Consider the following 23,476-nt stretch of genomic DNA (forward strand, 5'->3'; position numbering starts at 1 on the left):
CCGCGGGCGCGTATCTACCGGGGTTGCTGTCAGCGGCTAACACCGGTCTCGGCGGCATCGGTGTTTTCCAGCCCCGCCATAGCCTCTTTGTCCAGGCCGAAATCCTCAGCCAGGGTTCCTTTCGCGCCGGGTTCTTTGGGGGCCCAGTCCCGCGGTGGGACCACATCGCGGAGACTTTCGTCATTGTCGCTCAGTTTGCCGCTGCCGGCCTCCAGCATCTGCCGGCCAATATCCTGACTGGAAAGCCGCACTGCGCTGTTGGCCAGGTATTCGTGTACTTCGCGGTAGCTTTTAGTCAGGTTGTGAACCAGTTGTGCAGTCTGGTCGAAGTGTTCATTGACCTGCAACTGGAAATCCTCCAGCTTGCTGTTGGCCTCGCTCAGGCGCAGCTCCAGTTCCTGGGTGCGATCTGTACCGCCGCGGCCGCGGTTGGCGAGAAATGCAAGTATGGCACCCAGTGCCAGACCGACGACGCCAACCAGGATCAAAACCGATGTAGAGTGCACTGATACTTTCTCCTCGACTGTTAACCCGGCCATCTGACAGGCTTTTGGGGCCTGCCGGGTTACTGCTCCTGACGTAGTGCTGTAGCCGCGCGGATTGTCCGTTTTTCCAGGCTGGCGCGACAGCCCTTAGTATACGCGATTCCACCTCCCGCGTCGGCCGCGCTGTCGGGTTGCCGCCTGAAACCGCCTAAATATCAACGCGGCAGCTGAATAGACTGCCGGGCTAGTGTGGCTCAAGGGCGTACCCTTGCCGGTCGGAGCCCGTCGTAACTCATTGAAAAACATGAGATTCTACGTAATTGTTCAAGTTTCCAAAGAGGACAATCCGGTAGGTGTCAAGGGTTTCCAGCTCAGGGCCACCTATTATTGCCCGGTTAATAAGTGGCCAGGTGCTGACCGTAGCCAGAGGCGGCGGGGGCTAGCGGTTTGCGGCACGATTTTGGTAGAGTGCCGTCGCCTCCACTCTCAGTTCAGTAGGTCATGTCTCCAGTCGAAGTAGTACCCTTCACACCCATGCAGCGCTATCAGTGCGATCTGGCGCGCCCGGACTTTGTCGCCGATCCGGCCCAGAGGGTGGCGCTGGGGGAGCTGCAGGATCTCTATGAGCGCCTGTTGGCAGCCCGCGCGCCAAAGGGGGTTGTTGCGCGCTTGAGAAAGCTATTGGCGCCACGTCCGGCTGCACAGAAAGGGTTGTACCTGTGGGGTGGCGTGGGCCGCGGCAAAACCTACCTGATGGACACCTTTTATGAATCCCTGCCGTTCCCGGACAAGTGCCGTACCCACTTCCACCGTTTCATGCGCGATGTGCACCGGCAGCTGCAGCGCCTGGGTGGGGTAAAAAACCCCCTGGAGAGGGTGGCCGAGGACATTGCCAGGGATGCCCGGGTAATCTGTTTTGACGAGTTCTTTGTATCGGATATTGGCGATGCCATGATTCTGGCGAACCTGCTGGATGCCCTGTTTCGCCGCGGTGTCACCCTGGTAGCAACCTCCAATATCGAGCCGGCGGGACTCTACTGCAACGGTTTGCAGCGGGCCCGCTTCCTGCCGGCCATCGACCTGCTGAACCGGCACACCAGGGTAGTGAACGTAGATGGCGGGGTGGACCACCGATTGCGGGCACTGGAAAAGGCCGAACTCTACCATTCGCCGCTGGATCCGGAGGCGGAGGCCAGCCTGATGCGAAGCTTTCACGGCTTGATGGTCGGGGGAGGGGCGGTGCACGAGGCGGCTGTACTGGAAATTGAGGGGCGCAACATCAATACGGTGCGGGAGGCGGACGGTGTGGTCTGGTTCGAGTTCGCACAGCTCTGCGATGGCCCCCGCTCGCAAAACGACTATATCGAGCTGGCGCGGGAGTATCACAGTGTGCTGCTGGCCGGGGTGCCCAGGCTGACAGGGCTGATGGACAGTCAGGCGCGCCGGTTCATCAACCTGGTGGATGAATTCTATGACCGCAGCGTCAAGCTGGTGATCTCGGCCGAGGTGCCGGTGGAGGAGCTGTACGCTGGCAGGCACCTGGGGTTTGAGTTCCAGCGTACCATCAGCCGCCTGCTGGAAATGCAGTCACGGGAGTATCTGGCGCGCCCGCACCGGTCGGATTAGGCGTCGGATAGCGGCCACAAATCCCTTGAAAAGCCCGTGGCGCTTATGTAGTATTCGCGCTCTTTTGTGGGACGGCCGCCTCTTTTGCGGCCCAGTGCAGGTGTTTTATAACATGAAGACTTACAGTGCCAAGCCGGAAGCGGTAAAACGCGACTGGTATATTGTCGACGCTGCGGGTAAGACTCTCGGCCGTATTTCCGCTGAGATAGCTCACCGTCTGCGCGGCAAGCACAAGCCTGAATACACGCCCCACGTGGACACCGGTGATTACATCGTTGTAATCAACGCTGAAAAGGTCCGCGTGACCGGCAACAAGGCCAAGGACAAGATCTACCACAGCCACTCCGGCTACCCGGGAGGTCTCAAATCCATCAGCTTTGAGAAGCTGATCGAAAAAGCGCCCGAGCGCACCATTCAAAGCGCAGTGAAAGGTATGCTGCCGAAGGGTCCGTTGGGTCGCGCCATGTTCAAGAAGCTGAAAGTGTACAGCGGCAGCGAACATCCTCATGCGGCGCAGCAGCCGATTGAACTGGCGATCTAAACGGGAAAGACTCAAATGGCAACGACTCAATACTATGGTACCGGCCGCCGCAAGACCTCGACCGCCCGCGTGTTCGTCGAGCAGGGCGAGGGCAAGATCACCGTCAATGGCCGCAACCTCGATGACTATTTCGGCCGCGAAGTGGCGCGCATGATTGTGCGACAGCCGCTGGAGCTGGTCGATATGGTGGATAAGTTCGACATCAACGTCACCGTAAAGGGCGGGGGTTCCTTTGGCCAGGCGGGCGCTATCCGTCACGGCCTCACCCGCGCGCTCATGCAGTACGACGAAGCACTGCGGCAGCCACTGCGTGGCGCCGGCTATGTGACCCGCGACGCCCGCGCCGTGGAGCGCAAGAAGGTGGGTCTGCGCAAGGCGCGCAAGAAGCCGCAGTTCTCCAAGCGATAATTTGCTTTCAAAACCCGGTCCGCGACCGGGTTTTTTTATATCTGCGATTTTTGGACCGGCCCCGGTGTGGCGCCGGTCCCGGTATTTTTGTGCAATTGCTCGCCAATTCCATGGGCATTTGACGACGTTCGCCACAGTCTTCGCCTTGTATCAAATTGGCATTTTCTTTAACATTGCGCGGATTTGTATCCGCTTGATTTCTGGGGTTAATTGGGCGCGAAACGCGTTTCCGGGGACCTCGGTGTGGGAAGAATATATTGGGTTTGGGTCAGCGAAATTTCGCTGTGATGGGAGAATAACGTCATGAGTGACGGTGTAAACGTAGGCCGGCGCCGATTCCTGACCGCCGCCACCTCGGTGGTGGGAGGGGCCGGTGTTGTGGGCGTGGCTGTACCGTTTGTCGCATCCTGGAATCCGAGTGCCAAGGCCAAGGCCGCCGGCGCCCCGGTGAAGTACAACATCAGTAAGCTGGAGCCGGGCCAGATGGTTACCGTCGAGTGGCGGGGCAAGCCGGTGTACGTGGTGCGCCGCACCGATGCAGTGTTGGAAAACTTGGTGAAGGTGGAGCCATTTCTGCGCGACCCCTTTTCCGAGGAGTCCGTCCAGCCGGAATATGTGAATCCCGAAAACCGTGCGATCAAGGCGAAGACACTGGTACTGGTGGGTCTGTGCACTCACCTGGGCTGTGCCCCCATGTATCGCCCCGAGGTCGGTGCTGCAGACCTGGGTGGCGCCGAGTGGATGGGCGGCTTTTTCTGTCCCTGTCACGGCTCCAAGTTTGACATGGCCGGCCGTGTCTACAAGGGCGTACCTGCCCCCACCAACCTGGAAGTGCCCCCCTACTTCTATGAAAGCAATGACATCATCGTGATCGGTGTTAACCAGGAGGGCAGCGCATGAAGTGGCTGGCAGATTTCGGTGACTGGGTAGACCAGCGCCTGCCGATTTACCAGGCCTGGGACAGGCACATGGGCAAGTACTATGCGCCCAAGAACTTCAACCTGTGGTATTTCTTCGGTGTCTTCTCGCTGCTGGTCCTGGTCAACCAACTGTTGACCGGCATCTGGCTGGTGATGAACTACAACCCCTCCGCTGACGGCGCTTTCGCCTCGGTGGAATACATCATGCGCGACGTGGACTGGGGCTGGCTGATTCGCTATCTGCACTCCACTGGTGCGTCGGCGTTTTTCGTTGTTGTCTATCTGCACATGTTCCGCGGGTTGATGTACGGCTCCTACAAGCCGCCGCGCGAGCTGGTGTGGATTTTCGGCATGTGTATCTACCTGGTGCTCATGGCCGAGGCGTTTATGGGCTATGTGCTGCCCTGGGGGCAGATGTCCTATTGGGGCGCCCAGGTCATCGTATCCCTGTTCGGGGCCGTCCCCGGTATCGGGGAAGACCTGGTGGAGTGGATTCGCGGCGACTATCTGATTTCCGGTATCACCCTGACCCGGTTTTTCTCCCTGCATGTCATAGCGCTGCCGCTGGTGCTGGTATTGCTGGTGGTACTGCATATTCTGGCGCTGCACGAGGTGGGCTCCAACAACCCGGATGGTATTGAGATCAAGAAGAACAAGGATGAAAACGGCGTACCCCTCGACGGTATCGCCTTCCATCCCTACTACTCGGTCCACGACCTGGTGGGCATCGCCGTATTTCTGTTTATTTTCTGTGTGGTGGTGTTCTTCTTCCCGGAGATGGGTGGCTTCTTCCTGGAGCATGCCAATTTCGAGGAGGCGAACCCGCTGAAAACGCCGGAGCACATAGCGCCGGTGTGGTACTTCACTCCCTTTTATGCCGTCTTGCGCGCGGTGACAATCGATATAGGGCCGTTTACCGCCAAGTTCCTCGGCCTGATAGCCATGGGCGCAGCCATCGCCATACTGTTTGTGCTGCCCTGGCTGGACAAGAGTCCGGTGCGCTCTATCCGCTACAAGGGACTGTTGCCGAAGGCGCTGCTGCTGGTATTTGCCGCTGTCTTTATTATCCTGGGGTATCTGGGTGTGCAATCGCCGACACCGGGGCGCAACTTTCTGGCACAGGTGGGCACTCTGTTCTATTTCGCCTATTTCTTCACCATGCCGATTTGGACCAACCCCACTGGCCGCAAAGGCGCTGCCTCCTGGGTGGTTAGTGGCGTGTTCGGCTTCCTGTTCCTGTGGATGGCAGTGGGTAGCTGGGATGTGAATCTGTTTGTGACGCTCATGGCGCTGGCGATGGCGGTCTTTTTCGCTGCACTGCCCTGGCTCACCGCGCGTGACCATGTGAAGCCAGAGCCGGAGCGCGTGACTAGCCCCTCCGGGGAGAAGACCTTTGGCACCCTTTTCGGCGGCATAATCGTTGTGCTACTGCTGGCCTTTATTCCAATCAAGGCAGTGGGTGCCGAGAGCACTATTGAGCTGGACCAGATCAATGTGGATCTGCAGGACAAGCCGTCCCTGCAGCGAGGTGCCAAATACTTCGTCAACTACTGCATGGGCTGCCACAGCGCCAACTTCTCGCGCTGGGAGAGAGTGGCCACCGACCTGGGAATCCCCAATGAGCTGATGGTGCAGAACCTGGTTCTGGGTGATGGCAAAATCGGGGAGCTGATGCAGATCTCCATGCGCACGGATGATTCCAAGGTGTGGTTCGGCGCTGCGCCGCCGGACCTCACCCTGTCGGCCCGCTCCCGCTCGCCGGAATGGCTCTACACTTATCTGCGCAGCTTTTACCGGGATGACAGTCGTCCCACCGGCGTGAACAACAAAGTGTTTCCCAACGTGGGTATGCCCCATGTGCTGATGGAACTACAGGGTTTGCAGGAGTGCGCACCGGGTCCAAAGCGGGAGCACGGCAGCGTGGTGCGGGATGAACTGGGCAATCCCATCATGGATGCCGATTGCGGCAGCCTCGAAGTCGGCAGCGTCAAGGGCTCCATGGATCCGGCGGAATTCGACCAGGCTATGTACGACCTGGTGAATTTCATGGAGTACATCGCCGAGCCTATGGCTCTGGAGCGCAAGCGTATCGGCTTTTTCGTGTTGGCGTTTATCCTGGTATTTTTTGTCTTTGCCTGGCTGCTGAATCGCGAATACTGGAAAGACGTGCACCACTGAAGGTGCATTGGATAGTAAAAACTTCGGGTGGTGGAGTCGCTCCGCCACCCTTTTTGTGTTTTTGATCATTGGCCGGACAGTGACGGCCAGATAGCCTGAGGTAGTTAGAAAATGGGTGTGCCCGCCAACAAGCGCTCCTCCATGACCTTCTTTTCTGATGGTCGCAGTCATTTAAGCCACCGTGTGCGCATTGTACTCGCCGAAAAAGGGGTTTCCGTGGACGTCATTGACGTGGAGCCGGACAACCAGCCCGCTGAGCTCGCTGACCTCAACCCCTACAATTCTCTGCCGACTCTGGTGGACCGGGAGCTGGTGCTGTTCGAAACCAAGGTAATGATGGAATACCTAGACGAGCGCTTCCCGCATCCACCCCTGTTGCCGGTATACCCGGTGGCAAGGGCGCAGAGCCGCCAGATCATGTACCGTATCGAGCGCGACTGGTGTCCGCTGGTGGACAGGATTGTCGCCGGGGGCAAAGATGCCGCCGCTGCGCGCAAGGAGCTTCGGGACAGTCTGGTGGGTATAGCGCCAATGTTTACCGATCTGCCGTATTTCTTGAACGAGGAATTCTCACTGGTGGATTGTTGCATGGCACCGCTGTTGTGGCGCCTGGAGCAGTTTGAGATCAGCCTCCCCAAGACCAAGCAGGCCAAACCCCTGCAGGATTACATGGACCGCCTTTTTTCCCGGGAGGCATTTCAGCAGAGTCTGACCGAATACGAGCGCGAGATGCGCTGAGGGATTACTGTTGAGCAAGCCGGCTATGACATCCAATCGCCCGTATATTCTGCGGGCCTTTTACGAGTGGATTACCGACAACCGGTGCACGCCTTACATTTTGGTGGATACCGCTATGTCGGGTGTCCTCGTGCCCCAGCAGCATGTCAACGAAGACGGGCAAATGGTGCTGAATATTTCCGAGACGGCGGTGGTGGGGCTCAGTATGGATAACTACGCTATCCGTTTTAGCGCCCGTTTCGGCGGAGTCCCCACCGATATCCAGGTACCGGTCGGCGCAGTGGTGGGAATTTACGCGCGGGAAAATGGACAGGGTATGGTCTTTGAGGCGGAGGAGACGCCGGAGCCACCGGAACCCACACCCCCAACCAGTCTCGGCCGCAAGTCCGCCAAGAAACCGGCACTGCGGGTGGTCAAATAGCGCCGAAAGCTTCCCCCTGTAGCGCCACCGATTGGTTGTGGCGCTTAAACTTCTCTAGCGGCGGCACTTAACCCCGCAGTCAAAGTTGCCTGTGGGCACTCCCTGAATACTCGTTGAGTTTCACGACTTATTTCTCCCGGGCATTGATCTATCGCGAGCCGGCCCCCGATACTGCTATGGAACCTTAGTATCGCTACGCTATGTCTCTGTCGGTCACACAGACCGGTGTCCTCTGTCGCCGGCTATTGCGCCCGGCGATGGGTCTGGATACCCAGCGGAAATTGCGCTGAAAGCCTCACAGGGCTGGCGGCAATAACCGGTGGCCCGACCTGCCAGTGCCCGCAGAGACAATAGGGACTGCGGCGGAGGTTCTGCAGCCAAAGCACACCAGGGAGACTCACCATGCGATTCCTCAGCCATACCCTCGGAATTCTCATCAATCCCGATAAAGAGTGGAAATCCATCCGTGCCGACAAGCACTCCTTCGTACAGGTATTTCTCAGCCATGTGCCGATTCTGGCCCTGATCCCCTGTGTGTCGCTGTACTTTGGCGTGACCCGAGTGGGTTTCACCATCGGTACCAACACCGCAAAACTGACCGAGGGCAGTGCACTTTCCCTGGCGATCGTCACTTACGTTGCAATTCTCGTCGGCGTCTACCTGTTTGGAGAATTTATTAACTGGATGGCCCGGACTTACGCCGTAGAGGGGGATGAGGCGACCCGCCACTACGAGGGTACGGCTCTGGCGGTTTTTGTGACCACTCCTATTTTCCTGGTTGGGTTCATCGGTCTCTACCCGGATCTGTGGCTGAACGTGGCGGTGCATATGCTTGCCGCCTGCTATTCCATTTACCTGATTTACGAGGGGATTCCCATATTAATGAATCTCAACAAGGAGCGGTCGTTCATGTACGCCACTTCGGTGGTGACGGTGGGATTGGTATTGTTGGTGACGGTGCGCATTGGCACCGTCATTCTCTGGTTTATAGGAGTAGAGCCGGTCTATCAGTAGGGGGGTAAGTTGACGAACCCTATCCGGTCGCCACTGGCCTAGCAGGTTGTTGAAAAAGGCATCCTGCCTTTTTCAAAACACGAAAAGCGAAAAATGTGATTTTCACTTTTCTCCCAAAATCAACGACTTAGGCGTCGCCGATTTTGCCGGAACATCCATATTCCGGTAGCAGGTGTCGAAATTCTTCGAATTTCAACAGCCTGCTAGGGCTCTACCGGGGGGCCGCCTGAAACTGCTCGGAATCGGCAAACTCCAGCAGTTTGCCGTCCTGTCGGTGGCCAAAAAAACCGGCCACGAATACCGGCGGAAAGCTCTGTTTGTAGATGTTGTAGGCCATCACCGAATCGTTAAATGCCTGGCGGGCGAAAGTCACCTTGTTTTCAGTGCTGGTCAACTCCTCGGTGAGCTGCAGCATATTCTGGTCGGCCTTGAGTTCGGGATAGGCTTCCATGACCACCTGCAGGCGGCCCAGGGCAGTGGCTAGGGCGCCTTCCGCCTGGCCCAGGTCGGCAATAGCGCTGGCACTGCCGGGGTTGGCGGCGGCAGCTTGTAGCCCTGTCAGGGCCAGGTTCCTGGCGCTTGTGACCGCCTCCAGGGTTTCCCGTTCTCGCTTTAAATACACCTTGGCGGTATCCACCAGGTTGGGTATCAGGTCGTAGCGCCGTTTCAGTTGTACCTCTATCTGTGCAAAAGCATTTTGGCAGCGGTTCTTCAGCGCGATCAGCTTGTTGTAAACCCCAACAACATAGAATATCAACGCAGCAGCGGCGATTGCCCATATCCAGATCGCGCTCGAGTTTTCCACAGGAGTTTCCGCTTTGTTATTGGTTTGGTGGGATAGTAACACGGCGGCCTCGCCGGGAGAGGCTGTGGCTACTCCATCCACCTGCCGGTTCTCTGTCGATACATCGTCTGAGGGCGCATCGGGTATAATGCCGCACCGATAATGAGTCCGTTGTCGCCAACAGTGGCGATGGCACCAACCCTGGGAGCAGTTTTATGAGCGAAGTGAACGCAGATCCGGTCGTCATAGTAGGTATGGCGCGCACGCCCATGGGAGCCATGCAGGGCTCCCTGGCAGCGGTGACGGCGCCACAGCTCGGCGCGGCTGCGATCGCCGCGGCCATGAAGGATGCGGGCGTGGCTCCCACCGATATTGACGAAGTGTTGATGGGGTGTGTACTGCCCGCGGGAGTGGGACAGGCACCGGCGCGCCAGGCGGCACTGGCTGCGGGAATTCCTGTCGGCACGCCCTGCACCACCGTCAACAAGGTCTGCGGATCCGGTATGAAAACCGTCATGATGGCCCGCAATGCGCTGCTGACCGGCGAGGCGAGGGTGGTTGTGGCCGGTGGTATGGAGAGTATGAGCAACGCGCCCTATCTGTTGCCCAAGGCCCGGGGGGGCATGCGCCTGGGGCACGGTGAGGTCAAGGACCATATGTTTATCGACGGTCTGGAAAACGCCTACGATGGCCAGCTGATGGGCAGCTTCGCCGAGTGCACCGCCGACAAGTACACCTTTTCCCGCGAGGAACAGGACAGTTTCGCCCTGGAGTCCCTGGCGCGCGCCCAGGCAGCCATCGAGTGCGGTCGCTTCGCGCGGGAGATCACCCCGGTGACAGTGGCGTCGCGCCGCGGGGAAGTGGAGGTGTCTGTGGACGAGGGGCCGGGCAGTGCCCGCCCGGAGAAAATTCCCCAGCTCAAACCCGCCTTCCGCCGGGACGGCACTGTGACCGCCGCCAACGCCAGTTCCATTGCCGATGGCGCCGCGGCTCTGGTGCTGATGCGCGAGAGTGAGGCCCAGCGGCGGGGCCTGAAAGTGCTCGCAGTGCTGCGCGGCCAGAGCCAGTATGCGCAGCAGCCGGAGTGGTTTACCACCGCGCCGGTGGGAGCCGTGCAGAACCTCCTGCAGCAGACGGGCTGGGCCCTGGATCAGGTGGACCTGTTCGAGATCAACGAGGCATTTGCCGTGGTCACCATGGCGGCAATGCGTGAACTGGAGCTGCCCCACGACAAAGTCAATGTGAATGGTGGTGCCTGTGCCCTGGGACATCCACTGGGTGCCAGCGGAGCGCGGATCATCGTCACTCTGCTGGGCGCGCTGGAAAATCGCAACCTGCGCCGGGGCGTGGCGAGCCTTTGTATTGGTGGTGGCGAGGCCACAGCGGTGGCGATTGAACGGGTGTGAGCACCCCTTAGTTTTTGCCGCGCCCATTGGCAGTGTGTTGTGAAAAAGTAGTTTTCAACCACCTGTTGGAGCAAAGCGCGCAGGCACAGCCCGCGCGTTTTGCTGCTTCCGGGGAGGCCCGGTTCAGTCGATATATTCCACGGCTTTGACCACTTTCTGCACGCCGCCCACACCGCGGGTTACATCTGCAGCGCGTTCGGTCTCCCCCCGGGTCAGCAGACCCATCAGGTAAACCACACCGTTTTCGGTAACCACTTTGATGCGGCCGCTATCGACTTCCTTGTTGGCCAACAGGGTGCTGCGCACCTTGGTGGTCAGCCAGGTATCGCTGCCGCTGGCCAGAAGTGAGGTCTTGCCGCGTACCTGTATCTCGTTGTACACTTGGCGCACATTGTGTACCTGCTGCGCAGTGCGGCCCGCCAGCATACGCAGTTCATTGCTGCCCACCTGCCCGGTCAACAGCACCACGCCGTTGAATACATTGACGTTGATGTTAGCGGCCTTGAGTTCCGGGTCTGCCTTGTTGATGTTTACTGTGGCCACCGTCTCGATCTTTTGGTCGTCTATATAGGTACCGAAGGAGCGTTTGCCCGGGTCCTGCTTAATGGGGCCGTCGTGGGTGGCCTCCAGTAAGGTGGCGCAGCCGGTGAGAAGTACAGCGCTGCACAGGGTCAGCAGCAGGCTGATGCCTTGTCTGTTGTTTGATTTGTTGGTCATGGTCAGTCCTCATATCCACCGAACAAGCTGCTGTCGATGAGGTCGCACAGGCAGAAAATGGTTAACAAGTGTATTTGGTGTACCTCTGAAGCGACCTCAGAAGGCACGCGCAGTTCAATATCGTGATTGTCCAACAGGGCGGCGCAGTCGCCGCCGTCGCCGCCGGTGAGGGCCAGGATACCCATATCCCGGTGCCGGGCGGCGCGCATCGCCTGGACCAGGTTGGAGTCGCGCCCGTCGTTACTGATGATGATCAAAAGATCTCCCGGCTGGCCCAGGGCGCGCACCGGCCCGGCGAATGATTCCGCCCCGCCGTGGTTGCTGGCCACGGTACCCATGGAGACGGCGTCGCCGTTGAGGGCGATGGCGGGCAGCCCCGGGCGCTCGCGTTGAAACCCGCCCAGCATTTGTGCGCAGAAGCTCTGCGCCAGGGCACCGCTCACGCCGTTGCCGCACAGCAGCAGCTTGTTTTCCGCCAGCAGCGTATGCGCCACCATTTCGCTGGCCTCGGCGATCAGGGGAGCCAGTTCCTCGCCGGCGTTCATGGTGGCTTCGAGGCTGCGGTGGAAAAGTGTTACGACTCTTTGTTCCATCGTTGATATTCCCTATCCCCGAGCTTCGAACGCATGGGGAATCCAGCGGATATTGTCGATCCCGCCATCGATGGCGACCACGTCGAAGCGGCACGGGCAATCCACTTTGTGACGCTGCAAGTAATCGGCGGCGGCGGTGTGTAATTTTTGTTGTTTGCGCCTATCGATACTGGCGCTCGCGCAGCCGAAAGCATCGCTGCGCCGGTAGCGGACCTCCACAAACACCAGAGTGTTTCCGTCCCAGGCAACGATGTCGATTTCACCACCGGGGCAGCGATAGTTGCGGGCCGCAATGCTAAGCCCCGTTTCTGTCAGGTAGCGGGCTGCGACGGCCTCCATGGCGGCTCCTGTCCCGCCGGCGGCCGCCACCTGGTCAGAAGTCACTGGTGCCGGACAGATCGAGATTGTCCGGGGGAGGAACCAGGGGGCCGCTGGCAGTGGTTATGGGTACTGGTGCCCCTTTGTCGATCTGTGCCCAAATCTGCTCTCTTTCAATACGGCCATCCGCCGAGAGGCTCAGGGCACCGGTCAGGCCATAGACCTTTTGCGCCGGAAACTGGCGCAGCATCGGCAGGCGCGGGAGCAGTCGAAAAGCGTCCGCCCCCAGCGCATAGAGGCGGGCGAAGGCCGGTGCCGGAGACGCCTCGTCTTCGATACTGCGCTTGGTGCGATTGTCGCTCTCAAACAGCCACGGCAGTGCAGTAAAGCGAACACCGTTGATATCGCGATCGCGGGTGCGGTCCACACTGCCCTGAAACACATGTGAGGTGGCGTATACCGGCAGGTCGCTGGCGTAGAAGTAGGTCAGCATCGGATTGATCTGCCGCGCCTGCTGTGGCTGGGCCACCAGGAATAACATGTCCACATCGCCGCGACGTCGAGGGGTGAATTCCAGCGGGGCGGCCAGCTTGCGGCGCAGGGCGCTCTCGCGGGCTTTGCTCTCGGGAATGAGCAGCGCATCGCTCACCAGTTTGGAGAAGTTGGTGCTGTTGTGGAAGCTGGAGCTGAAATTGACACTGCCTCCCAGCCGCTGCCACTCCTCGCGAAACGCGTCGGCTCCGCGCTGGCCCCAACCGCTGTCGGTGGCCAGGATCATCGCCTGGCGATGGCCCTGGCGATAGGCCTGACGCGCAACCTGGCGCGCCTCATCCTCCACGGCCAGCCCAAACTGGACCAGGTCGTCGGTGAGGCGGCCCTGTTCCCCATAGTTGAGCGCCAGCGTCGCCACCGGCAGTTTTTCCGTGGCCAGAAGGTTGGCCACCCTGGTTTTGTCCAGCGGACCGACGATAGCCTGGGCGCCGGCGTCAACCGCCGCCTGATAGATTTCCTCAAATGGCTGCTCAGTGCCGGTATCGTAGACCTGCACCTCAGGGACGGGGGCACCGGTGTTCAGCCCGGTGTAGTAGGCGGCCATAAAGCCGTCGCGAATCGCCCGCCCGGCACCGCCCAGTTGGCCGCTGAGCGGCAGCAGCAGGGCGATGCGCTGGGCCCTCTGCGCGGCCAGCTGCTCTATCAGTTGCAGCGCCCGGGGCGGATAAAGGCTGGCGCTGTGATGGGGCCAGTGCTGGTGCCAGCGGCTGAGAGCTGCCAGCTGGGCACTGATGTCACTCTGGGTATCGCGTCCCACCAGCGCCAGCTGGTACCAGCCGCGCATCTGTGCGTCGCTGGCCTCGTCTGCGCGCAGTTGCAGCTCACTGGAGGGAAGTTGGGTCAGCAGTTGCCAGAAGCCGTCGTTGTTGGCCTCAATTGCCGCCTCACCGGAGGCGATGCCGGCGATATGGCGCCGCTCCTCAATCGCGCTGTCCAGATCCCCCAGCAGGCCCCAGAGGTCCGCCCTCAGGCTGCGCAGCGAAAGGGCAGTGGATACCGGAATCCGCGCCCAGGAGTGTTCCAGGCGCGGGGCAGTGGCCAGGTCCAGGGCGCGAAAGAACTCGTCGTCAGCGGCCAGCAGGCTGCCGTATACCTGGACGTATCTGGCAAACTGTACATCGTCGAGCCGGGCCGGTTCCACGCTTGCTACGGCGCTTTTGGCACTCCCGGCGTCCCCCAGCTCATATAGAATGGCGGCCGCCTGCAGTTGCTGTTGATCGCGCTGGGGCGAGGGCAATTTCTGCGCGTTTTGCAGCAGTTGCACCGCGTCGGCGCGCGTTGCCGAGGCAGCACTGGTACCCGCCGGTGCCTGGTTGTCCCGCTGCGGGGCCACTGTCTGGCATGCGGTCAACGCCAGGCTCAGCACGCCTGTGGCGATGATTGCCGCAAGCGGACAGCGGCGCCGTGAAAAGGCGGACATATTCTTCTCCCGCAAAACTTACAATTGGAGTGAACTATGGGGCCGGACAAGGTGCTTTATATCGTTGCTACACCCATTGGTAATCTGGCCGACATGGTACCGCGAGCGATTGAAGTTCTACAATGCGCGGATTTGGTGGCAGCGGAAGACACGCGTCACAGTCAGCGACTTTTATCCCATTTTGATATCGATACCCCGCTGGTCGCCTATCACGACCACTCCGGTGGACGGCGCAGCGAGCAGTTGCTGGAGCGCCTGGAGCGCGGACAAACCCTAGCGCTGATTTCCGATGCGGGCACACCGCTGATCTCCGACCCTGGTTACCGACTGGTGCGGGAGGCCCGCGCGCGCGGGGTCAAAGTGATACCGGTACCCGGTGCCTGCGCCTTTGTGGCTGCCCTCAGTGCCGCCGGGCTGCCCTGTGACCGCTTTACTTTTGAAGGCTTTCTGCCATCGCGACCCACTGCCAGACAGGTTGCCCTACAGGCCCTGGCCCGGGAGGAGCGGACCCTGGTGTTCTATGAAGCCCCGCACCGGGTGTCGGATACCCTGCGGGCGATGGCGGAAGCCTTCGGTGCCGATCGCGAGGCGGTGATCGCCCGCGAGCTGACCAAGGCGTTCGAGACTATCCACTTGGCGCCTCTGGGCGAGCTGGCGGACTGGGTGGCGGCGGACAGCGACCAGCAGCGGGGTGAGATAGTGCTGCTGGTGCGGGGTGCCGAACCCCGCCGGGAGGAGGAGCTGAGCGGTGAAGCGGAGCGGGTCATGGCACTGTTGCTGGGGGAGTTGCCGCCCAGGCGGGCCGCCGCGCTGACGGCGGAGATTACTGGGGCGAGTAAGAAGGCGCTTTACAACTGGAGCCTCACGCAGAAATAGCGCTTGCGCTTCTGCCCGCGGCTCATTAGGCTTGCGCGCGAGCTGGCTGGACAATCGCTGTTTCCTTTTTGGAGGCGGAGGAAAGTCCGGGCTCCATAGGGTGGGACGCCAGGTAACCCCTGGGGGGCGTGAGCCTACGGAAAGTGCAGCAGAGAGTAGACCGCCGATGGCTCTTCCGGATTTCGGTCCGGGAAAGTACAGGTAAGGGTGAAAGGGTGCGGTAAGAGCGCACCGCGCGGCTGGTAACAGTCCGCGGCACGGTAAACCCCGTCCGGAGCAAGACCAAATAGGCCCTCTACAGGTGTGACCCGCACTGAGGGCGGGTAGGTCGCTTGAGGTGTCTGGTGACAGACATCCCAGATGAATGATTGTCCTCGACAGAACCCGGCTTACAGGCCAGCTCACCCAATTCGACCTCAATCCCCCTGCGACCTTGCCGCGGGCGGCCTTTTTTCGGCGCGCAAAAGATCCGCATCAAATCCGCTGCACAGCCCCCTGGCGGGCAGCCCCGGTTGTCGTCTGTGTCGTTGCCGTGGATCAAAAAAGCTCCTTTGTGGCGATGAACGGGTGAGTCGCCGGGGACCTGCGGCGGAATCTTACAATGTTAGCGGCCACTAACACGTGGTTTGCGTAGTGGATTCTTGTGAATCGGCCGCTGTCAGAGCCGCCCGGGCGAGGATTGACGCTGGCCCGAGGCGAGGTCATTAGCTGCCCCAAGGAACTTAAAGTAGACTCTTAGCTTCTATAAGTAAGCACTTGCTTCAGTGGCAGTTTTGCCTGGTTAAAAAATGCACTTTCTACGCCCGCCGAGCACCTGAAACCCCCGTAGATACTGGTACCCAGTCGGTTTTTCCCGGTCTATTTCCTTGACTTTGAGCCGGTCAGATTTATAGTGTCGAAAGTGGGGAAAAGTGGGATTTTGTGGGTATCGGTGGCGCGTAAGTGCTAATTGGTGGTTATCTGCATGGCGCGACATTGATTTTTATCCGCAGTTTCCCGACCACTGTCGCGTCTGTTTCGAGGCGGTAGCAGTCAACCGGGAAGAGTAGTGTATCTAGGCAGCCACGCCATCAATATGGACGCCAAGGGGCGTCTGGCGATACCGGCGCGCGTTCGCGACACGCTGCGGGAGGATTGTGCCGGGCGGCTGGTGGTCACAGCGCACACAGAGGAACGCTGCCTGCTGGTTTACCCGGAGCCCCAGTGGCGTGAAATTCTGCCAAAGATTGAAGCGCTGTCCAGTTTTAACAAGGTGGCGCGCCGTGCCCAGAGGCTGTTGATCGGCTATGCCTGCGAGCTGCAGGTGGACGCCAGCGGGCGGGTACTGGTCCCGCCGACCCTGCGCGAATACGCCGGTCTGGAAAAGAAACTGATGTTGGTGGGGCAGGGCAAGAAGTTGGAGTTGTGGAGCGAGGACCGCTGGATGGACTGGCTCGACAGTAGCGAAGGTGAGGGTGATGTGCCGGAGGAGATGGCTTCGCTCTCGCTGTAGACGAAGGAGAAGGCCCGGGTGTCCCAGGGTTTGCATCGCAGTGTGTTGTTGCACGAGGCCGTCGATGCCCTGGTCACTGATCCGGGCGGCTTTTACATCGACGGTACCTTTGGCCGCGGAGGGCACAGTGCCCTGATCCTCCAGCGCCTCAACGAGGGCGGGCGGCTGGTGGCTGTGGACAAGGATCCGCAGGCGGTGACCTACGCCAGGGAGCGTTTTGCAGCCGAGCCCCGTTTCGCGGTCTGGCACGGCTCATTCGCCGACATGGATAGGGCTGCGGAAGTCCGGCCCGGCCGGGTGACAGGTATTTTGCTGGACCTGGGCGTCTCGTCGCCCCAGTTGGACCAGGCCGAGCGGGGTTTCAGCTTTACCCAGGACGGCCCGTTGGATATGCGCATGGATAGCGGTAGCGGCGTCAGTGCGGCGGAGTGGGTGAATACCGAATCCGAAGCTGAGCTGGCGCGGGTTTTTAAGGAGTATGGCGAGGAGCGGTTCGCCAGGCGAATGGCCGCGGCAATCGTACGCCGCCGGGCCGAGAGACCCTTCGAACGCACCCTCGATCTGGCCTCAGTGGTCAAGGCGGCCAATCCGGCCTGGGAAAAAGGTAAACATCCGGCCACACGGGTGTTTCAGGCCATCCGGATTCATATCAATGGAGAGCTCAGGGACCTGGAGCAGGCGCTGGGCCGGTCGGTCGACTTGCTGGCGCCCGGTGGCAGGCTGGTGGTGATCAGCTTTCACTCGCTGGAGGACCGTATGGTGAAGCGCTTTGTGCGCGACCGGGCGCGGGGTCCGCAGCTGCCGCGGGGCCTGCCCGTGATGGAGAGCCAGATCGACAGATCCCTGCGCCCCCTGGGCAAGGCGGTGAAGGCGGGCGATGTGGAGCTGGACGAGAATCTGCGCGCCCGCAGCGCGGTGATGCGGGTGGCGGAGAAACTGGTATGAAGCGGGCCGGTCTGCTGCTCCTGTGCGCATTGTGGCTGGCGGTGCTTGGGTCCTCACTGGCGGTGGTGCACAGCACGCAGCGCAGTCGCGAGCTGACCGCGCAATTGGGAGCCGCACAGAAGATGCGCGACCAGCTGCGCACCGAACAGGAGCGCCTGCTGCTGGAAAAGGGCGCCTGGTCGGCATACAGCCGCATCGAAAAGGTGGCGCGGACAAAGCTGAATATGCATGTGCCGGCTCCCGAGGAGCGGGTCATGGTCACCGGGCAATAGTTTTATAAGGCGAACAGGGAGTTTCATGGGCGCTGTAAAAAAACAACAGAGATCAATGCAGGGTATCGCCCGCTGGCGCTTTGCGCTGGTGGCTCTGCTGCTGTGTTTGTTCGCCCTGTCGCTGATCTTTCATCTGGCGCGCCTCCAGGTACTGCCGGAAGAGGAGCGGGGTTACCGCTTCCTGCAGGACCAGGGCCGTGCGCGCACCATCCGCACGGAAGAAATTGCCGCTTACCGGGGTTCGATTCTGGACCGCAATGGCGAACTGCTGGCGGTGAGCACCCCGGTGCAGAGCCTCTGGGCCAACCCGGCGCTGCTGCGCGAGGCAGGGCCGGACCAGCTGCGGCAGCTGGCAGTAGCACTGGCGATGGAGCCCTCCGCCCTGGCCGAGCGCCTGCAGCGTTACCGCGGTAAAGAGTTCGTATACCTGCGCCGTCACATGGCACCGGAGCAGGCGGAAAAGGTCCTGGGCCTGCACATAGCGGGTGTTTACAGCAAGAAGGAATACCGCCGTTTCTATCCCGCCGGCGAGGTGGTGGCGCAGTTGGTGGGCTTTACCAATATCGACGATCGCGGCCAGGAGGGGCTTGAACTGGCCTATGACGACTGGCTCACAGGTAAGCCGGGACGCCAGCAGGTGGTCAAGGATCTCAAGGGGCGCACCGTCCAGGATCTGGCCACTCAACAGGAAGCCCGCCCCGGCCGCGACCTCAAACTCAGCATCGATATGCGCCTGCAGTATCTCGCCTATCGGGAGTTGAAGCGGGCCGTCGCTGCAAATGATGCCGCATCCGGTTTTATGGTGATCCTCGATACCCGCAGCGGCGACGTGCTGGCCATGGCCAACCAGCCTTCGTTCAACCCCAATAACCGTATCGGTGTCGGACCGGCGGCAATGCGCAATCGGGCCCTGATCGACCAGTTCGAGCCGGGTTCGGCAGTCAAGCCCCTGACGGCCCTGGCGGCGCTGGAAACCGGCCGCTACCAGCCCCATACGGCAATCGACACCAATCCCGGCTATGTGCGACTGCCGGGAAAGACCCTGTTGGATCCGGTCAATTACGGCAGGCTGGACCTGACCAGCGTGATTACCAAGTCGAGCCAGGTGGGTATTACCAAGATTGCCCTGGACCTGCAGCCAGACAAGTTGCGCGAACTCTTTGCCCGCCTCGGTCTCGGGCAGGCGCTGGGCAGCGGCTTTCCCGGGGAGGCGTCGGGTATATTGCCCACCCGCAGCCGATGGCGGCCCATTGAACGGGCCAATTTTGCCTTTGGTTACGGGTTGACCGTCAACGGGGTGCAACTGGCCCGCGCATACAGTGTCTTTGCCAACGCCGGGCTCAAACGCCCGGTTTCCCTGGTTTTGGGCAGTGACAAAACGGCGTCGGCCAGTGAGCGGGTGGTGGAGGCGGACCTGGCCGGGGAGGTTACGGCCATGCTGGAGACTGTTGTCAGCGCGCGGGGTACCGGCAAGCAGGCGGCGGTCCAGGGCTATAAGGTCGCCGGCAAAACCGGCACGGTGCACAAGGTCGGTCGCCAGGGCTATGCGGATAATCGCTACCGGTCGGTGTTCGCGGGTTTTATCCCCGCGGAGCGCCCCCGCCTGGCGGCGGTGGTGGTGATCGATGAGCCGACACACGCCAAATACTATGGCGGTGAAGTGGCGGCGCCGGTGTTTGGAGCAGTGATGGCGGGTGCCATGCGCCTGTTGCAGGTGCCGCCTACGCAGGTGCCCCCCGCGGAACAACAGCTGGCAGTGCAGTTGAGCGAAAGAGGTAGTAAATCGTGAGTCAGCGCAGGGTTTCTCTCATACAACTGGTCCCCGGTTACGCGGGCATTCCCGAGGTCGAGGTTTCCGGTGTCGCCCTGCACAGCGGTCAGGTGCAGCCCGGCGATTTGTTTTTGGCGCTGCGCGGCAGCACCGTCGATGGCCGGCAGTTTATCGACGCGGCTATCGAAGCCGGCGCCGCCGCCGTACTGGCCGATGGCGACGCTCTGAGCACTGAGACCCGCGCGGGGGTTCAGGTGGTTGTGGTACCCGGGCTGGCGAAGCGTGTCGGCGAGATTGCCGCGCGTTTTTACGACCATCCCACCGGCGCCATCTACCTGGTGGGGGTGACCGGCACCAACGGCAAATCCACCTGCGCTTATCTCACCGCCCAATTGCTGGCGCAGCATTTCGGCAGTGCCGGTGTCATGGGTACCGTGGGCAACGGCGTGTGGCGGGACGGCCGTATCGAGCTGCGGGAAACCGGCCTGACCACACCGGACCCTGTGCGTTTACAGGCGGAGTATGCGGCCTTTCGCGACCTCGGCGTCAGGGCTGCGGCCATGGAAGTGTCGTCCCACGCACTGTCCCAGGGGCGTGTGCACGGATTGGTGTTCGATACGGCGATCTTTACCAACCTGTCGCGGGATCACCTCGATTACCACGGCACTATGGCGGCCTATGGTGCGGCGAAAGAAAAGCTGTTTGGCCTGCCCCAATTGAAGCGCGGCATTATCAATCTCGACGACCCCTTCGGCGCCCAGCTGGCGGAGCGCTGCAAGCTGCGCGGGCTCAAGGTGCTGACCTACGGTCTGCAGGCGGGTGATTTGCACGCGACAGACCTGCGGCGTCACGACAGCGGTTTTTCCGTGCAGTTGACCACGCCCTGGGGCAGTGGTGAGTTGCGGGCGCCGCTGATCGGCGACTTCAACATCCACAACGCGTTGGCTGTGGTGGCTGCCGCTGCCGCAGGAGGCATGCCGTTCGCCGATATTCTCGCGGCCTTCCCGACTATCGCGGCGGTTCCCGGCCGCATGGAGCGGGTCCGGGTGCAGGGAGCGGAGGACATCAGCGTACTGGTGGACTATGCGCATACCCCGGAAGCGTTGCGCGCCGCACTCGCCGCCGCGCGGCCCTACTGCAAAGGCAGACTTTGGTGCGTGTTTGGCTGTGGTGGCGACCGGGACAGTGGCAAGCGCGCACCCATGGGGCGCATCGCTTCGGAAATGGCGGATTACGCCATTGTCACCAGTGACAATCCCCGCAGTGAGGACCCGCAGAAAATCATTGCGGATGTGCTGGAGGGCGCTGCCAGCAATATCCAGGTAGAGGAGGATCGCGGGCGCGCCATCGATCGTGCTGTGGCGGCGGCAGAGCCGGGCGATATTGTCCTGATTGCCGGCAAGGGGCACGAGAACTACCAGATCATCGGTGCGGAAAGGATTCACTTTTGCGACCGCGAGCAGGCCGCGGCGGCACTGCAGCGGCGCGTGGCACAGACGGGTACAGCGGGCGGTGCGGAGGCGGCGCCGTGATCAGCCCGATTTCACTGCGGCAGCTGCAGCAGCGATTTGGCGGTGAGCTGATCAATGGTTCCGTCACCTTTGATCGCGTGTGTACCGACACCCGCAATCTGGATCCACAGTCGTTGTTCGTGGCCCTGGTGGGTGAAAATTTCGACGCACACGATTTTGTCGCCGAACTGGAGGGTTCGGTACTCGGCGCGGTGGTCGAGCGGGAGATTCATGCTTCGAACCTGCCCCAGTGGAAAGTGGCTGACACCACTATTGCGCTGGGGCAGATAGGCCGGCTGTGCCGGGAACAGTTTTCGGGTCCGGTCATTGCAATTACCGGCTCCTGTGGCAAAACCTCGGTGAAGGCGATGCTCGCGGCAATTTTTTCCCGCCGTCACCAGGTCTGCGTCACGCGGGGAAATCTGAACAATCACATCGGCGTGCCCCTGACCCTGTTCGGATTGACCCCCGACGACCAGGTGCTGATTCTGGAGATGGGCGCCAACGGGCCGGACGATATCGGTTATCTCTGCGGTATCGGCAGGCCGACTATCGCGGCGGTCAACAACGTAATGCCGGCGCATGTGGAGGGTTTCGGCTCGGTGGCCGGGATCGCCGCCGCCAAGGGGGAAATTTATACCGGCCTGGGAGCGGGTGCGACGGCGGTGGTCAACGCGGATGAGCACTATGCCGGCTATTGGCTGGACCGGATACCGCCGGGGGTTCAGGTGCTCCGGGTTGGACTGGGGCGGGACTGCGCGGTGCACGCCGACAATATTGCCCTGGATGAAGAGGGGCAGGCGGGCTTCGACCTGGTTGTCGACGAACTGGCGCACCCGGTCAAGCTGCAGATGCTGGGTGAGCATATGGTGCACAACGCCCTGGTCGCCGCTGGCTGTGCCCGCGCGGCGGGAATTCCGGCGGCTGAAATCGCCGCGGGCCTGGCGCAGGCCGGGGCGGTGGAAGGGCGGCTGCAGGTAATACGGGGCTGGAAGGGTATTACGGTGATCGACGACAGCTACAACGCCAATCCGGGCTCAGTGTCGGCGGCTATCGAACTGCTGGCGCAACGCAGCGGCAGAAAAATTCTGGCCCTGGGGGATATGGCGGAACTCGGTGCGGATGCGGAAGCCATGCACCGGGAGGTGGGCGAGCTGGCGCGCCAGCGGGGGCTGGATGCCCTCTACACACTGGGGCCTTTGGGTGTGGCGGCCAGCGAGGCCTTCGGCCGCAGCGCCGCGCAGCCGCTGCACAACTTCCGCGCGCACCAGGCACTGGTTGCGGCGCTGAAAAATGAACTGGATGAAAACACCACGGTACTGGTGAAAGGCTCGCGCAGCGCACATATGGAGCTGGTGGTGCGGGCGTTGACTGACACCGGTGAAGGTGGAGGATACAACTGATGCTGCTCTGGCTGGCAGAACTTCTGCAGCAACATGTGAGCACCTTTGCGGTGTTCAACTATCTCACCATGCGGGCAATTCTGAGCGTGCTCACCGCGCTTGGAATTTCGCTGTTGGTGGGACCGCACATGATTCACTGGCTGAACCAGCTGCAAGTGGGCCAGGCGGTGCGCGACGACGGGCCGCAAACCCATCTGAGCAAGTCCGGCACCCCAACCATGGGCGGTACATTAATTCTGGCTGCGATTTTTTCCGCGGCCCTGCTGTGGTCCGACCTCACCAACCGCTATGTGTGGGTCACACTGTTTGTCACTTTTGTATTTGGTGCCGTGGGCTTTGTGGACGATTACAAAAAAGTCGTGGAGAAAAACCCCCGAGGGCTGATTGCGCGCTGGAAGTATTTCTGGCAGTCGGTGGCGGGTCTGGGTGCGGCCCTGTATCTCTATTTCAGCGCGACCATTCCGGCGGAGACCCAGTTGTTCGTGCCCTTTTTCAAGGATGTTGCCATCAACCTGGGGCCGGTATTTTTTATCCTGCTGACCTATTTCGTCGTGGTCGGTTGCAGCAACGCGGTCAACCTAACCGACGGCCTGGACGGCCTCGCCATAATGCCGACGGTCATGGTGGGCGGGGCACTGGGCATCATCGCTTATCTCGTTGGGCATGTGGAGTTCGCCAGCTATCTGCACATCCCGTCGATTCCCGGGGCCGGTGAGCTGGCGGTGTTCTGCGCTGCGCTGGGCGGCGCCGGGTTGGGTTTCCTGTGGTTCAACACCTATCCGGCACAGGTATTTATGGGTGACGTCGGCGCTTTGGCGCTGGGGGCTGCACTGGGAATTATTGCGGTCATCACCCGTCACGAGATAGTGCTGTTCATCATGGGCGGCGTCTTTGTCACCGAGACGGTGTCGGTGATTATACAGGTGGCTTCATTCAAGCTGACCGGAAAGAGAGTTTTTCGCATGGCGCCTCTGCACCATCATTTTGAACTGAAGGGTTGGCCGGAACCGCGCGTCATAGTGCGCTTCTGGATTATCACGGTGGTACTGGTACTGGCGGGGCTGGCGACGCTGAAACTGCGTTGA

General features: G+C 60.9%; 23 protein-coding genes and 1 other RNA gene. 18 read left to right on the forward strand and 6 right to left on the reverse strand.

What is annotated here, in order from left to right:
* Positions 1 to 29 precede the first annotated feature (29 nt).
* The gene (locus tag ABVT36_RS00870) at positions 30 to 506 is read right to left on the reverse strand and encodes a YhcB family protein (RefSeq protein ID WP_367148369.1); all 477 of its coding nucleotides are present in this window, start codon (positions 504 to 506) and stop codon (positions 30 to 32) included.
* 480 nt (positions 507 to 986) lie between these two features.
* On the opposite strand from ABVT36_RS00870, the gene zapE reads away from it, so the two are divergent.
* The 8 genes from zapE (at position 987) to ABVT36_RS00910 (ending at position 8,331) form a co-directional block, all read left to right on the forward strand.
* The gene (zapE, locus tag ABVT36_RS00875; protein ID WP_368454831.1) at positions 987 to 2,111 is read left to right on the forward strand and encodes a cell division protein ZapE; all 1,125 of its coding nucleotides are present in this window, start codon (positions 987 to 989) and stop codon (positions 2,109 to 2,111) included.
* A 112-nt stretch (positions 2,112 to 2,223) separates the two neighbouring features.
* Positions 2,224 to 2,652 (forward strand): 50S ribosomal protein L13, encoded by a 429-nt coding sequence (gene rplM, locus ABVT36_RS00880; RefSeq protein WP_367148367.1) that lies wholly within the window; start codon positions 2,224 to 2,226, stop codon positions 2,650 to 2,652.
* Positions 2,653 to 2,667: 15 nt separating this feature from the next.
* Positions 2,668 to 3,060, forward strand: coding sequence for a 30S ribosomal protein S9 (gene rpsI, locus ABVT36_RS00885; RefSeq protein WP_367148366.1), 393 nt, complete (start codon positions 2,668 to 2,670; stop codon positions 3,058 to 3,060).
* Between the two features lie 303 nt (positions 3,061 to 3,363).
* A complete protein-coding gene (gene petA, locus ABVT36_RS00890) occupies positions 3,364 to 3,960 on the forward strand; it encodes a ubiquinol-cytochrome c reductase iron-sulfur subunit (protein ID WP_367148365.1) in 597 nt (198 codons plus the stop codon).
* The gene (locus ABVT36_RS00895) at positions 3,957 to 6,158 is read left to right on the forward strand and encodes a cytochrome b N-terminal domain-containing protein (protein ID WP_367148364.1); all 2,202 of its coding nucleotides are present in this window, start codon (positions 3,957 to 3,959) and stop codon (positions 6,156 to 6,158) included. Before petA ends, ABVT36_RS00895 begins: the two co-directional genes overlap by 4 nt.
* Positions 6,159 to 6,269: 111 nt before the next feature.
* Positions 6,270 to 6,896, forward strand: coding sequence for a glutathione S-transferase N-terminal domain-containing protein (locus ABVT36_RS00900; RefSeq protein WP_367148363.1), 627 nt, complete (start codon positions 6,270 to 6,272; stop codon positions 6,894 to 6,896).
* Positions 6,897 to 6,921: 25 nt separating this feature from the next.
* Positions 6,922 to 7,317 carry a ClpXP protease specificity-enhancing factor gene (locus tag ABVT36_RS00905; protein WP_367148362.1) on the forward strand — a complete coding sequence of 132 codons (396 nt, stop codon included), beginning with the start codon at positions 6,922 to 6,924 and terminating at the stop codon, positions 7,315 to 7,317.
* Positions 7,318 to 7,719: 402 nt separating this feature from the next.
* Entirely contained in the window at positions 7,720 to 8,331 is a 612-nt protein-coding gene (locus ABVT36_RS00910) for a Yip1 family protein (RefSeq protein WP_367148361.1), read from the forward strand.
* Between the two features lie 211 nt (positions 8,332 to 8,542).
* On the opposite strand, the gene ABVT36_RS00915 is transcribed toward ABVT36_RS00910, so the two are convergent.
* Entirely contained in the window at positions 8,543 to 9,136 is a 594-nt protein-coding gene (locus tag ABVT36_RS00915; RefSeq protein ID WP_368454832.1) for a LemA family protein, read from the reverse strand.
* Between the two features lie 194 nt (positions 9,137 to 9,330).
* Here ABVT36_RS00915 and ABVT36_RS00920 point away from each other — a divergent pair, with 194 nt between their 5' ends.
* Positions 9,331 to 10,521, forward strand: coding sequence for an acetyl-CoA C-acyltransferase (locus ABVT36_RS00920; protein WP_367148359.1), 1,191 nt, complete (start codon positions 9,331 to 9,333; stop codon positions 10,519 to 10,521).
* 123 nt (positions 10,522 to 10,644) lie between these two features.
* Here ABVT36_RS00920 and ABVT36_RS00925 read toward each other — a convergent pair whose 3' ends face one another.
* The 4 genes from ABVT36_RS00925 to ABVT36_RS00940 are packed head-to-tail and all read right to left on the reverse strand — an operon-like array spanning position 10,645 to position 14,121.
* Positions 10,645 to 11,238, reverse strand: a complete 594-nt coding sequence (locus ABVT36_RS00925) for a BON domain-containing protein (protein WP_367148358.1) — start codon at positions 11,236 to 11,238, stop codon at positions 10,645 to 10,647.
* 2 nt (positions 11,239 to 11,240) lie between these two features.
* The gene (locus ABVT36_RS00930; protein ID WP_367148357.1) at positions 11,241 to 11,831 is read right to left on the reverse strand and encodes an SIS domain-containing protein; all 591 of its coding nucleotides are present in this window, start codon (positions 11,829 to 11,831) and stop codon (positions 11,241 to 11,243) included.
* Positions 11,832 to 11,843: 12 nt separating this feature from the next.
* Positions 11,844 to 12,215, reverse strand: coding sequence for a YraN family protein (locus tag ABVT36_RS00935; protein WP_368454833.1), 372 nt, complete (start codon positions 12,213 to 12,215; stop codon positions 11,844 to 11,846).
* Complete coding sequence (locus tag ABVT36_RS00940) at positions 12,205 to 14,121, reverse strand: penicillin-binding protein activator (RefSeq protein WP_367148356.1); 1,917 nt, start codon at positions 14,119 to 14,121, stop codon at positions 12,205 to 12,207. The genes ABVT36_RS00935 and ABVT36_RS00940 overlap by 11 nt, the downstream gene beginning before the upstream one ends.
* A 36-nt stretch (positions 14,122 to 14,157) precedes the next feature.
* On the opposite strand from ABVT36_RS00940, the gene rsmI reads away from it, so the two are divergent.
* From rsmI to mraY, 9 genes are all read left to right on the forward strand, one after another.
* Positions 14,158 to 14,997 (forward strand): 16S rRNA (cytidine(1402)-2'-O)-methyltransferase, encoded by an 840-nt coding sequence (gene rsmI / locus ABVT36_RS00945; RefSeq protein WP_368454834.1) that lies wholly within the window; start codon positions 14,158 to 14,160, stop codon positions 14,995 to 14,997.
* A gap of 38 nt (positions 14,998 to 15,035) precedes the next feature.
* Positions 15,036 to 15,405: RNase P RNA component class A (gene rnpB / locus ABVT36_RS00950), an RNA gene on the forward strand.
* A 640-nt stretch (positions 15,406 to 16,045) separates the two neighbouring features.
* Positions 16,046 to 16,489 carry a division/cell wall cluster transcriptional repressor MraZ gene (gene mraZ / locus ABVT36_RS00955; RefSeq protein ID WP_367148354.1) on the forward strand — a complete coding sequence of 148 codons (444 nt, stop codon included), beginning with the start codon at positions 16,046 to 16,048 and terminating at the stop codon, positions 16,487 to 16,489.
* Positions 16,490 to 16,507: 18 nt separating this feature from the next.
* A complete protein-coding gene (gene rsmH / locus ABVT36_RS00960; RefSeq protein ID WP_367148353.1) occupies positions 16,508 to 17,434 on the forward strand; it encodes a 16S rRNA (cytosine(1402)-N(4))-methyltransferase RsmH in 927 nt (308 codons plus the stop codon).
* Entirely contained in the window at positions 17,431 to 17,706 is a 276-nt protein-coding gene (gene ftsL, locus ABVT36_RS00965; protein WP_367148352.1) for a cell division protein FtsL, read from the forward strand. The genes rsmH and ftsL overlap by 4 nt, the downstream gene beginning before the upstream one ends.
* A 55-nt stretch (positions 17,707 to 17,761) precedes the next feature.
* Positions 17,762 to 19,495 carry a peptidoglycan D,D-transpeptidase FtsI family protein gene (locus ABVT36_RS00970; RefSeq protein ID WP_368454836.1) on the forward strand — a complete coding sequence of 578 codons (1,734 nt, stop codon included), beginning with the start codon at positions 17,762 to 17,764 and terminating at the stop codon, positions 19,493 to 19,495.
* Positions 19,492 to 21,009 carry a UDP-N-acetylmuramoyl-L-alanyl-D-glutamate--2,6-diaminopimelate ligase gene (locus ABVT36_RS00975; protein WP_368454837.1) on the forward strand — a complete coding sequence of 506 codons (1,518 nt, stop codon included), beginning with the start codon at positions 19,492 to 19,494 and terminating at the stop codon, positions 21,007 to 21,009. Before ABVT36_RS00970 ends, ABVT36_RS00975 begins: the two co-directional genes overlap by 4 nt.
* Entirely contained in the window at positions 21,006 to 22,391 is a 1,386-nt protein-coding gene (murF, locus tag ABVT36_RS00980; RefSeq protein ID WP_368454838.1) for a UDP-N-acetylmuramoyl-tripeptide--D-alanyl-D-alanine ligase, read from the forward strand. The genes ABVT36_RS00975 and murF overlap by 4 nt, the downstream gene beginning before the upstream one ends.
* Entirely contained in the window at positions 22,391 to 23,476 is a 1,086-nt protein-coding gene (gene mraY, locus ABVT36_RS00985) for a phospho-N-acetylmuramoyl-pentapeptide-transferase (RefSeq protein ID WP_367148348.1), read from the forward strand. The genes murF and mraY overlap by 1 nt, the downstream gene beginning before the upstream one ends.

Source organism: Microbulbifer sp. TYP-18, from assembly GCF_040932045.1.
Lineage (GTDB): Bacteria > Pseudomonadota > Gammaproteobacteria > Pseudomonadales > Cellvibrionaceae > Microbulbifer.

What these genes read in the sequence shown, in the direction of transcription:
- rsmI (WP_368454834.1), top strand. Translation starts at nt 14,158, where the DNA reads ATGGGGCCGGACAAGGTGCTTTATATCGTTGCTACACCCATTGGTAAT.
- ftsL (WP_367148352.1), top strand. Translation starts at nt 17,431, where the DNA reads ATGAAGCGGGCCGGTCTGCTGCTCCTGTGCGCATTGTGGCTGGCGGTG.
- ABVT36_RS00910 (WP_367148361.1), top strand. Translation starts at nt 7,720, where the DNA reads ATGCGATTCCTCAGCCATACCCTCGGAATTCTCATCAATCCCGATAAA.
- mraY (WP_367148348.1), top strand. Translation starts at nt 22,391, where the DNA reads ATGCTGCTCTGGCTGGCAGAACTTCTGCAGCAACATGTGAGCACCTTT.
- zapE (WP_368454831.1), top strand. Translation starts at nt 987, where the DNA reads ATGTCTCCAGTCGAAGTAGTACCCTTCACACCCATGCAGCGCTATCAG.
- ABVT36_RS00905 (WP_367148362.1), top strand. Translation starts at nt 6,922, where the DNA reads ATGACATCCAATCGCCCGTATATTCTGCGGGCCTTTTACGAGTGGATT.
- rplM (WP_367148367.1), top strand. Translation starts at nt 2,224, where the DNA reads ATGAAGACTTACAGTGCCAAGCCGGAAGCGGTAAAACGCGACTGGTAT.
- ABVT36_RS00925 (WP_367148358.1), bottom strand. Translation starts at nt 11,238, where the DNA reads ATGACCAACAAATCAAACAACAGACAAGGCATCAGCCTGCTGCTGACC.
- ABVT36_RS00895 (WP_367148364.1), top strand. Translation starts at nt 3,957, where the DNA reads ATGAAGTGGCTGGCAGATTTCGGTGACTGGGTAGACCAGCGCCTGCCG.
- ABVT36_RS00930 (WP_367148357.1), bottom strand. Translation starts at nt 11,831, where the DNA reads ATGGAACAAAGAGTCGTAACACTTTTCCACCGCAGCCTCGAAGCCACC.
- rpsI (WP_367148366.1), top strand. Translation starts at nt 2,668, where the DNA reads ATGGCAACGACTCAATACTATGGTACCGGCCGCCGCAAGACCTCGACC.
- ABVT36_RS00970 (WP_368454836.1), top strand. Translation starts at nt 17,762, where the DNA reads ATGCAGGGTATCGCCCGCTGGCGCTTTGCGCTGGTGGCTCTGCTGCTG.
- ABVT36_RS00920 (WP_367148359.1), top strand. Translation starts at nt 9,331, where the DNA reads ATGAGCGAAGTGAACGCAGATCCGGTCGTCATAGTAGGTATGGCGCGC.
- ABVT36_RS00900 (WP_367148363.1), top strand. Translation starts at nt 6,270, where the DNA reads ATGGGTGTGCCCGCCAACAAGCGCTCCTCCATGACCTTCTTTTCTGAT.
- ABVT36_RS00940 (WP_367148356.1), bottom strand. Translation starts at nt 14,121, where the DNA reads ATGTCCGCCTTTTCACGGCGCCGCTGTCCGCTTGCGGCAATCATCGCC.
- petA (WP_367148365.1), top strand. Translation starts at nt 3,364, where the DNA reads ATGAGTGACGGTGTAAACGTAGGCCGGCGCCGATTCCTGACCGCCGCC.